The organism is Nitrospirota bacterium, assembly GCA_016214385.1.
GTDB lineage: Bacteria > Nitrospirota > Thermodesulfovibrionia > UBA6902 > JACROP01 > JACROP01.
This window is the reverse complement of the sequence record JACROP010000022.1, coordinates 1-10,542: the sequence shown is the minus strand read 5'-3', so window position 1 is coordinate 10,542 and position 10,542 is coordinate 1. Positions and strand designations below refer to the sequence as shown.

Sequence of the window (10,542 nt, the reverse complement as noted above, 5' to 3'; positions counted from 1 at the left end):
TCAACCCACTTTAGTCAAGCATCCCTGCCCGTTTTAAAATTTAAAACAATCCTTTTACTTTGCCTGTATTCACATCAACATCGACCCTTCTGTATGCCGGGTCAGAGGCGGTTCCGGGCATTAATTTAATTGCGCCTGCAACAGGGACGACAAAGCCCGCGCCTTTGTAGGTAAGGATGTCGCGCACATGTAGTTTCCATCCTTTGGGAACACCTTTCAGATTCGGATTATCAGTGACACTAAGCTGAGTCTTGACCATACAGGTTCCGAGTTTTGCTATCTCGGGGTCTTCCTCCATCCTCTTTGCCTTTGCAATCGCCTCTGCTGAGTAATCCACGCCATCAGCGCCGTAAACTTCTTTTGCGATAAGCTCTATCCTCTGGCGAAGCGGTGTTGAGAGTTCATAGAGGAACTTAAAGTCATTTGTCTCATTGCATGCGTCTATTACAGCATCAGCAAGTTCAAGGGCACCGTCGCCTCCATACTGCCAGTGTCTCGATACCGCAACCCTCGCACCTGCTGCTTCTGCAAGTCGTTTTACAGTCTTTATTTCGTTATCTGTATCAGTGTGGAAGGCATTAATACAGACAACAGGATTAATACCAGCCTTCTTTACCGTCTTAATGTGATGGATAAGATTATCGCAACCCTTTTCTACCCATCCGACGTTTTCACTCTTATATTCCTCAGGCATGGGCCTTCCAGGCACAGGAATGGGTGCTCCTCCGTGGCATTTAAGTGCCCTTATAGTTGCAACAATAACTGCAGCATGTGGCTTAAGTCCTGAGAATCTGCATTTAAGGTTCCAGAATTTCTCAAATCCAATGTCAGCTCCAAATCCTGATTCAGTTACATGATAATCACCGAGCTTGAGGCCAACCCTGTCTGCTATGATAGAGGACTGGCCGATAGCAATATTGGCAAATGGCCCTGCGTGAACAAGGACAGGCTGTCCTTCTATAGTCTGCATGAGATTTGGATTTATTGCCTCAACCATCCATGCAGTCATTGCACCTGCGACCTCAAGGTCTTCTGTTGTAATGGGATTTCCATTTTTATCATAGGCAACGACGATCCTCCCCATCCTCTCCCGCATATCTTTAAGGTCAGTAGCAACAGAGAGGATAGCCATCACCTCTGATGAGACAGCAATGGCAAAACCAGACCGCATCATAAATCCGTCGTCTTTACCGCCAATACCAATAATAATATCCCTGAGGGCCTGGGCACAAAAATCCATTATCCATTTCATCTCTACATTTCGGGGATCAATGTTGAGCCTTTTTAATTTGCGCTTAGCGAGCTGCTCGTCAGTATAATTAAATTCATGTTGCATCCTTGAGGTGAGGGCGACCATCGCAAGGTTATTGGCATTCATGAGGGCGTTTATATCGCCAGTAAGCCCCAGCGAGAATGGCGTAAGGGGAATACATTGCGAAAGTCCGCCTCCTGCAGCAGAGCCCTTTATATTCATAGTAGGGCCCCCGGAAGGCTGACGTATTGCCGCTATAACGTTCTTGCCTCTTTTTCCAAGCCCTTGCGTTAATCCCATGGTGGTGGTTGATTTGCCCTCTCCGAGGGGTGTTGGTGTGATGGCAGTAACATCAATATACTTGCCATCAGGTTTACTGCTGAGACGCCTGAGGATACTGTTGAAGTCTAACTTTGCAACATAGTGGCCATGTGGAAGGAGTTCCTCCTTTTTCAGGCCCATCTCTTCTGAAAGCTGGTAGACTGTTTTCATCCGTGTCTCTGCTTCTTGTGCAATTTCCCAATCTGCATGTTTGGTTGGATTCAATGCCATATAAACCTCCTTTATAAGAAATAAAAATATGTCTTGTAGGACTTATCAGACCCATTTTGTGTTTAGTAGCTTATCAGCGCCTTAAGGAATTTATCGTTCATGCGCCTGAGATTTTTGCTCATCACCAGGGCAATTTTTTTTATAATCTTTGAGGTCAGGGCTATATCTTCTTTTTCCATCTTTTCAAAATCTTCTTTCGCAATCATGAATATTTCAGTATTCTCAATAGCAATTGCATTTGCCTCATGCCGTCTCTTCTCAAGAATTGACAACTCTCCAAAGAAGTGGCCGGGAGTTAAAATAGCGAGGGTCTGTTTCCAGCCATCAGAAGTGACCTTGGAGATTTCAACCTTCCCGGAATTGATAAGATAGATGCCCTTTGTATCTTCTTTCTCTTTAAAGAGAAGCTCTCCTTTTTTGAAGGATATTTTTTTAATGATTCTGGATATTCTGTTTAGCCCTGCCTCATCAATGTCTTCGAGCAGGACCTGTTGTCTCAATACGTCTGCCTTAATCATGAAAGCATCCTCCTGAACAAAATAGTATTATCAAAATTTAACCACAGAGAACACAGAGATAATTTTGACATTATCATAATTCCACTTTTACTGCGCATACTTTTAATTCAGGTATCTTGCAGATAGGGTCAAGGGCAGTATTTGTAAGCACATTAGCAGCAGCCTCCTTGAAATGAAAGGGTATAAATACCATGCCCTTTAATGGCCTTTCTGAAATCCTTGCAATTGTCTCTATTGTCCCCCTTCTTGAAGAAACCTTTACCTTCTGGCCATCGCTTATACCGAGTTTCTTTGCATCCTCTGGATTTATCTCTACATAAGGCTGGGACGCAATTGCTTCTATCGCAGGTGTCTTTCTTGTCATTGAACCTGTGTGATATTGAAATAATTGCCTTCCTGTTGAGAGTATAAAAGGATATTCATTGTCAGGTAGCTCTGCAGATGGCCTGTATTTTACAGATGTGAATCTGCCCCTTCCTCTCGGGAACCCTCCCTTAAAGAGATACGGCGTCCCTGGATGGTCGAGGGTAGGGCATGGCCACTGCAGCCCCCACTTCTCTATGCGGCCGTATGTTATACCAGCCATTGCAGGCCAGAGCATACCTATCTCCAGAAGGACCTCTTCTATGAAATTGTATTTCATCTCATAGCCAAACCTTTTGCTTAGCTCTATGATAATCCATGAGTCCTCTTTTGTATCGCCAGGGGGATTTATAGCCTTCCTCACCCTCTGAACCCGCCGTTCTGTATTCGTGAATGTCCCGTTTTTTTCTGCAAAGGACGCAGCAGGAAGCACAACATCCGCAAGAGCTGCTGTCTCTGTTAAAAATATATCCTGGACAACGAGAAATTCAAGGTTTTTTAATGCCTTTATTGTGTGGTTTACATCAGGGTCGCTGAGAACAGGGTTTTCGCCCATTATATACATTGCCTTAAGGTTTCCAATGATTGCCGCATCTATCATCTCTGTGGCAGTAAGACCTATCTTATCAGAAAGCTTAACACCCCATGCCCTTTCGAATTTCTCCTTTATAGCAGGCATATCAACCCTCTGATAGCCAGGATACAGATTTGGGGAACAACCCATATCAGTGGAACCCTGCACATTGTTCTGGCCCCTTAAAGGATTTACCCCTGAGAATTCCTTACCAAGATTGCCTGTCATAAGTGCAAGGTTTGCTATGGAATATACGTTGTCAGTTCCATGAGTATGCTGGGTCATCCCCATTGTGTAATATATCCCAGGTCGTTCTGCGTTTCCATAAAGTAAGGCTGCTTCAATTATCTTATCTTTTGGAACTCCTGTAATCTTTTCTCCTACTTCTGGAGTGAATTCAGATAGAGAATCCCTGAATTCCTCAAAGCCCTCTGTCCAGGTTTTTATGAACTCTCTATCTTCTAAGCCCTCTTTCAATATCACATGCATCATTGAGTTTAAGAGAGCTACATCGGTTCCCGGCCTCTGCTGCAGCCATAGATGTGCAAACCTCACAAGGTCTATCCTTCTTGGGTCTGCCACAATGAGCCTTGCTCCTTTTCTTACAGCCTTTTTCATCTTAAGCCCAATGATTGGATGGGTCTCTGTGGTGTTTGAACCTATAACAAAGAGCAGGTCATTATTTTCTATCTCAGGAATGGAGTTTGTCATAGCCCCTGAGCCGAATACTGTGGCCAGACCGGCCACTGTTGCGCTGTGTCAATACCTTCCACAGTGGTCAATGTTGTTCGTCCCGATAACAGCCCTCATGAACTTCTGGAAGAAATAGTTTTCCTCATTTGTGCATCTCGCAGAGGACAGCCCGGCTATGGCATCAGGACCGTCTTTATCTTTAATGGCCTTCAGCCTCTCTGATATATAATCGAGTGCCTCGTCCCATGAGGCCTCTCTGAAAAGTGACGAGTGATGAGCGACGAGCGACGAGCTATTATATTTACTTGTCTCTTGTCTCTTGTCACTTGTCTCTATCCTGATAAGAGGCTTTGTCAATCTATCAGGGCTGTTTATAAAACTATATCCAAACCTACCCTTCATACATAGCCAGCCCTCGTTAATAGTATCTTCCCTTGAAGTTATTCTTATTACTTCATCTCTCCTTACATGCAGGGTAATGTTACAGCCACAACCACAATAAGGGCAGGTGGTATCTATTTCCTTTATGTCCTTTTGTCTTCCTTTCTGTTTCCATAACTTGCCCGTAAGTGCCCCTGTTGGACAGACAGCAACACACTGGCCACAAAACTCGCAGCTAAGGTCCTTTTCAAAGGGCGTGCATATCTTTGTATCGAATCCCCTGTAACCAAAATCTATTGCACCAACGCCCTGAACCTCATCACAGACCTTTACGCATCTTCCACACATTATGCATTTCTCAAGCTCCCTTTCGATAAATGGGTTTCCATCCCTCTCTGTGTATATTCTTCTTTCTCCTTCAAATTTGGTTTCCCTTATGCCATAAAAGTATGCGAGCTCCTGAAGAGTGCAGTCACCTGCCTTCTCGCATACCATGCAGTCGTTGGGGTGGTCGGATAGGATCATCTCCAGGAGAGTTCTCCTTAGCCCTTCAAGATACTGGCTTGTGGTTGTTACCTCCATGCCCTCGCTAACAGGTGTTGTGCAGGAAGTAACAGGCCTTGCCATACCCTTTATCTCAACGATACAGAGCCTGCAGCCACCAAAAGGGGTTAGCTTTGGATGATGGCAAAGTGCAGGTATCGAGATATCCAGCCTCTTCGCAGCATCGAGGACAGATGTCCCCTCTAAAACTGATATTGGTTTACCATCTATGGTTAAAGTGACGAGTGACGAGTGACGAGTGACGAGTGACAAACTGTTATTTTTAGTCATCTTGTTGCCCTTTTTTACGCTTGAGAGACTTACTAAGACCAATAAGCATTTTTGAAATCTCATCAAGTTCTTTTAATGTTATTTCAACGTTTCTTATATAACCTAAGTTATTACCTATAATCAGTTGGGTTTCAAGTTCTGATAGAGATCCCTGCGATATAGATAAAAATTGTAAAAACTCTCGTGTGCTATTCCTTCCAGCCCCTTCAGCAACATTGCTTGGTATAGAGACAGCAGATCTTCTCATTTGTTGGGATAAGCCGTAAATTTCATTGTTAGGAAAATTATCAGTCATTTTATAAATCTCTGTGACAAATTTAATTGCCCTTTTCCATACCTCTAAATTATGATGTCCTTTCATAACTCGTTACTTGTCCCTCGTTACTTGTTACTGCTTTAATACCGACTTAAACTTGCATACATCAAAACATGCCCCGCATTTTATACATAACTCCTGAGTTATAAAGTGTGGTTTCTTCTTTCCCCCTGTTATTGCCTTTGCAGGACAGGCCCTCAGGCATGCGCCGCAACCTGTACAAAGTTCTTCTATTATATAGAAGGTTAAAAGGTCTTTGCACACCTTTGCAGGGCATTTTTTATCCCTGATATGGGCCTCGTATTCATCTCTGAAATATTTTATAGTGCTCAGGACTGGATTAGGCGCTGTCTGGCCAAGGCCGCAGAGGGATGTTACCTTTACATCATGACTCAATTTTTCAAGAAGTTCGATATCATCAACATGACCCATGCCCTTCGTAATCCTGTCCAGAATTTCCAGGAGCCTTTTCGTCCCTACCCTGCAGGGAACGCATTTTCCACAGGACTCTGCCTGTGTGAATTCTAAAAAGAATTTTGCGATATTGACCATGCAATCAGTTTCATCTAAAACCACCATCCCGCCTGAGCCAACAATAGAGCCAACTTCTGCGAGGGATTCGAAATCCACAGGGGTATCGAGTAATTCAGCAGGTATGCAGCCTCCGGAGGGACCACCTGTCTGGACCGCCTTGAATGCCTTTCCACCTTCTATTCCTCCACCGATATCGTATATTATCTCCCTGAGGGGAATGCCCATGGGAACCTCTATCAATCCTGTATTCTTAATCTTTCCTGTTAATGCAAAAACCTTTGTGCCTTTACTTTTCTCTGTGCCTATGGATGCATACCACTCTGCACCATTTCTTATTATGTAAGGTATGTTTGAAAGTGTCTCTACATTATTGATGACTGTGGGTTTCCCCCATAGACCATAATGAACAGGGAAGGGCGGCTTTGCCCTCGGCATTCCCCTCTGTCCCTCGATGGATGCAATCAATGCTGTTTCTTCGCCGCAGACAAAGGCGCCTGCACCTAACTTTATTTTTATATCGAAATCGAAATTAGAGCCGAACATGTTTTTCCCGAGATAACCTCTTTCGTGCGCCTGCGATATTGCCAATCTCAATCTTTCCACTGCAAAGGGATATTCTGCTCTAATATAGACATAGCCCTGATTGGAACCAACGGCATAGCCGGCTATCATCATCCCTTCAATAACCGAGTGAGGATTGCCTTCAATGATTGACCTATCCATAAATGCCCCAGGGTCACCTTCATCAGCATTACAGATTATGTACTTAATATCACCTGGTGCTTTCCGGCATATCTCCCATTTGAGACCTGTAGGAAATCCAGCGCCACCCCTTCCACGGAGGCCGGATGCCTTTATCTCTGAAATCACATCCTCAGGACTTGCCTCCAAAAGAACCTTCTTTATGCCACTGTATCCTCCAACATTTATATATGCCTGTATATCCTCCGGGTCTATTGTTCCACAATCTGCAAGGAGGACCTTCTTCTGCTTTGCATGAAATGCATAATAGGTATCATCTATGAGCCACTCCTTAACAGGATTACTTCCTATCAGGTGTTCATCCACTATCCTCGTTGCCATTTCAGGTTTTATACACTGATATGTTAGACTCTTATCACCATCCACTACATCAACAAGAACGTCCCTTGCGCAGAATCCACGGCATCCCACCTTCTGGTAATGACATGTGAAATCCAAATCTATATCAACGCATCTATCAGCGATCACTTTTTTAAAGGCATCTATCACCTCTTTGCCACCAGCAGCAAGCCCGCCAGTGCCTATGCAGACCCTCACAATAACCTCTTTTAGATTATCCTTCTGCACCTGAGCCCCTTGACCCCTCTAGCTTTTTAATAAGTTTGGAAGTATTATCAACCGTCATATCTCCATAAACCCTGTTATTTACTAAAACCACAGGCGCAATACTGCACGCTCCCACACACCTGACTACCTCAAATGTGAATCTTTTGTCCTCTGTTGTTTCCCCCTCAGAGTTAAGACTGAGGTCTTTTTTAATCCGCTCAGCAATTTTATTACTGCCCTTAACATGGCAGGCTGNGTTCCGCAGCAGACAGAGATTATATTTTTACCCCTCGGCTTCAGATGGAACTGGGCATAAAACGTGGTAATTCCGAAGAATCGACTTGCAGGGATATCCAGTTTTTTTGAAAACCACTCTACTGCATCTTCTGGTATATAGCCAAATGCATCCTGTATATCCTGAAGCACTGAAATGGTGTTGCCTTCATCCCGTTTGTAGTTATCAAGAATTTTTTTTAGGGTTTTTTCAACATTTGCAGATGCCTCTATCATCAAACCTCCGTGTGATTTTCTTCCCTTGAAAGAGGGATTTAGAGAAAGTTGTTAACTCTAACATTTTAAAAAATTTAGTGTCAATTAAAAAACTTTTATACCCTGAGTAAAAGTCCTTATAATTCAGGGCGTTTGGTGGTCTTGTTAAACTTATCTTACAAGCTTACCAGGCGGCCCATTTTTACTATCTCATCCCTCAACCTTGAAGCAATCCACTCATACTCATCAATGCCTTCAGGTTTTTTTAAGAAATCCATGTCTTTCAGGGAAATGGGCTTTCCAAATGTTATCTTTATCCTGGTTAGTTTTGGCCACCGCGCACCCCTCGGAAGGGCGGTAAATGTTCCTTTAATCACTGTTGGTATAAGAGGCACACTGAGCTCTTTTGAGAGAATACCTACGCCTTTTTTGAAAGCCATAAGCTCGCCATCAAATGACCTGCCGCCTTCAGGGAACAGGCAAAGGGCTTTGCTGTTTTTAAGCACAAACGCGCTAAGTTGCATGGCCCTGTAAAGGTAAGTCTCAGGGTCTATTGGTATCACATGTGCAAGCCTTGCAAAGGCAGAGGTAATAGGGTTTCTAAAATACTTCTGAAAACCGACAAAATAAAGGTCAGTAAAGGTTTTTAATGGAACAGAGGCAGCTACAACAAACCCATCCATGTTGCTTGTGTGGTTTGGGGTAATCATATAAGGCGGCGGCGGTAAATTCTCAAGACCTTTAACTTCAAGTCTGAATATGAGTTTTAAGATGCCTTTCAGCAGAAGAAGCAATGATGCAACAAATAGTCTTGTGATGGCCCCATGAGCAAGGCCAATCTTAGCTTTATCTTTTTCATCAGGCTGAGCCTCTAAGATCTCTGACCATCCCCTGACCTCGCCTCTTTCCTCTGGCCTGCTCTTAAATTCTATAAGTTTCCTGATTACATCCCTTACGCTTAGAACCTCAGCGCCAAAGCCCTCTGGAAGTTTCGCAGCAAGCATCTGCTCCAGAGCAACTACCATTTCTACCCTCTGCAGCGAATCGAGGCCGAGGTCAAGTTCCAGATTATCATCGAGGCTTATAAATTCTTTTTTTGAGATGTCTTTTAGATATTCAAGTATTTTTTTAGAAGATGGTTCTTCCATAAATATTATGTCCTCAGGAGATATTGCCCTGACCTCTGGTTTTCTGCCCTCTTCGAGAAGTTCTTTTATCATGAATCGCCTTACTTTTCCGAGGGGTGTCTTGGGAAGGGGTTCTGTTAAGACCCTGTAACCTTTTATCCTTTTATAGGGAGGCAGTTTTAATGACAGGGAATTTATTTCCCACTTAAGGGCCTCGTTAAAATTAGCAATCTTCTGCTCTTTCAAATAATCAAAGTTTGGCACGACTATGGCCTGAAGGCTGTCTGTGACACCAGGTCTGGTTTCAAGCCCGATCACACATATTTCTTTCACAAAAGGCGTATTAAGGTAATGTTTCTCAATCTCTTCAGGGTAGAGGTTTTTCCCAGAACTCAGGACTATTACTTCTTTTAAGCGTCCTGTTATATAAAGGTATCCCTCTGTATCTTTGTATCCTAAATCACCTGTCATAAACCAGCCGTCTCTGATTGCCTTTTCAGTAGCTTCAGGATTAAGGTAGTAGCCTTTCATTACTATTGGCCCCTTGATAGCTATCTCACCAATACCCTCTTTGTCTGGATTTAATATCGTTATTTCAACCCCTGGAATTGGCAGGCCCACTGAGCCTAATTTTGGTTTTTTTTCAGGATTGAAAGTGGCAACAGGTGATGTCTCTGTCAGGCCATAGCCTTCAAGGATGGTAAAACCAAGAGAGAAAAATCCCCTCGCTACATCAGGGTCAAGCTTTGCGCCTCCAGAGGCAAAGAATCTGAATTTCTGGCCAAAGCTTTTATGGATTTTGCTGAAAAGAATTTTTCCTAAATTAAGTCCAGTTTTTTCCCTTACCCAGCCAGATATGTAAAAAAGCCCTTTTAAAAGGATCTTTCCCATTTTTGAATAAATGCCTCTCAAGAGCATGTCGAAGATCTGGGGCACGCCTTCAAAAATAGTTATGCCGCACTCTCTCATCGTTTTTACTATTTCAGGCCCTTTTAGTGTTGTCAGATAAGTAACAGTGGCGCCTGCAAACAGCGGTGTGAGAAAGGTTGTCATAAATGGATATGTATGGTGAAGTGGCAGGATGCCGAGGACATTGTCATCTCTTGACATAAGACCTGCCTCTATAATGCTAAAGGCGTCAAAGCAAAAGTTTTTATGGGTGAGCGCCACACCTTTTGGTATGCCTGTTGTCCCTGATGTATAGACTATTGAGGCAACATCAGTTTCATGAATTTGTGGGAGGTCGAAGCGACTCTCTGCGAAGACTCGCATCGAGGCAATACCTTCAGACTTTTCGCCCCTTGATTTACATATATCATAAAACTCCTCACTATCAAGATTTATGACCTTTAACTGAAGACCTGCGGTGGCAGATAATGTTTTATCGAGGTTTTATCTGGATATAAAAATGACCCTGCTCCGGGAGTGAATCAGTATATTTCTTACGTCTTCTGCCTCAAGCTGTGAGTCAACAGGGACAGCAACTGCACCTGCTAAGATGAGTCCGAGATAAGATATTCCTCATTCAGGACAGCTCTTCGAATAAATAGCAGCCCTGTCACCTTTTTCTATACCTTCGGCAATAAGAAACAATGCGAGAG

General features: G+C 43.5%; 6 protein-coding genes and 1 pseudogene. All 7 read right to left on the bottom strand.

Annotated elements, in window-relative coordinates; all coding sequences use genetic code 11:
* Nucleotides 1-40 precede the first annotated feature (40 nt).
* The 7 genes and pseudogenes from HZC12_01260 to HZC12_01230 all read right to left on the bottom strand — a co-directional run bounded on the left by HZC12_01260 (nt 41) and on the right by HZC12_01230 (nt 10,213).
* Nucleotides 41-1,804: a formate--tetrahydrofolate ligase gene (locus HZC12_01260; GenBank protein MBI5025362.1), complete on the bottom strand. Its 1,764-nt coding sequence runs from the start codon at nt 1,802-1,804 to the stop codon at nt 41-43.
* Between the two features lie 62 nt (nt 1,805-1,866).
* A complete protein-coding gene (locus HZC12_01255) occupies nt 1,867-2,322 on the bottom strand; it encodes a cyclic nucleotide-binding domain-containing protein (protein ID MBI5025361.1) in 456 nt (151 codons plus the stop codon).
* A 73-nt stretch (nt 2,323-2,395) separates the two neighbouring features.
* Entirely contained in the window at nt 2,396-5,167 is a 2,772-nt protein-coding gene (gene fdhF / locus HZC12_01250) for a formate dehydrogenase subunit alpha (GenBank protein MBI5025360.1), read from the bottom strand.
* Complete coding sequence (locus HZC12_01245) at nt 5,160-5,528, bottom strand: four helix bundle protein (GenBank protein ID MBI5025359.1); 369 nt, start codon at nt 5,526-5,528, stop codon at nt 5,160-5,162. The genes fdhF and HZC12_01245 overlap by 8 nt, the downstream gene beginning before the upstream one ends.
* A 27-nt stretch (nt 5,529-5,555) precedes the next feature.
* Entirely contained in the window at nt 5,556-7,346 is a 1,791-nt protein-coding gene (gene nuoF / locus HZC12_01240) for an NADH-quinone oxidoreductase subunit NuoF (protein ID MBI5025358.1), read from the bottom strand.
* Nucleotides 7,333-7,835: pseudogene (locus tag HZC12_01235) on the bottom strand (NAD(P)H-dependent oxidoreductase subunit E). Before HZC12_01235 ends, nuoF begins: the two are co-directional and overlap by 14 nt.
* A 155-nt stretch (nt 7,836-7,990) precedes the next feature.
* Complete coding sequence (locus HZC12_01230; protein MBI5025357.1) at nt 7,991-10,213, bottom strand: AMP-binding protein; 2,223 nt, start codon at nt 10,211-10,213, stop codon at nt 7,991-7,993.
* Between the last annotated feature and the right edge of the window lie 329 nt (nt 10,214-10,542).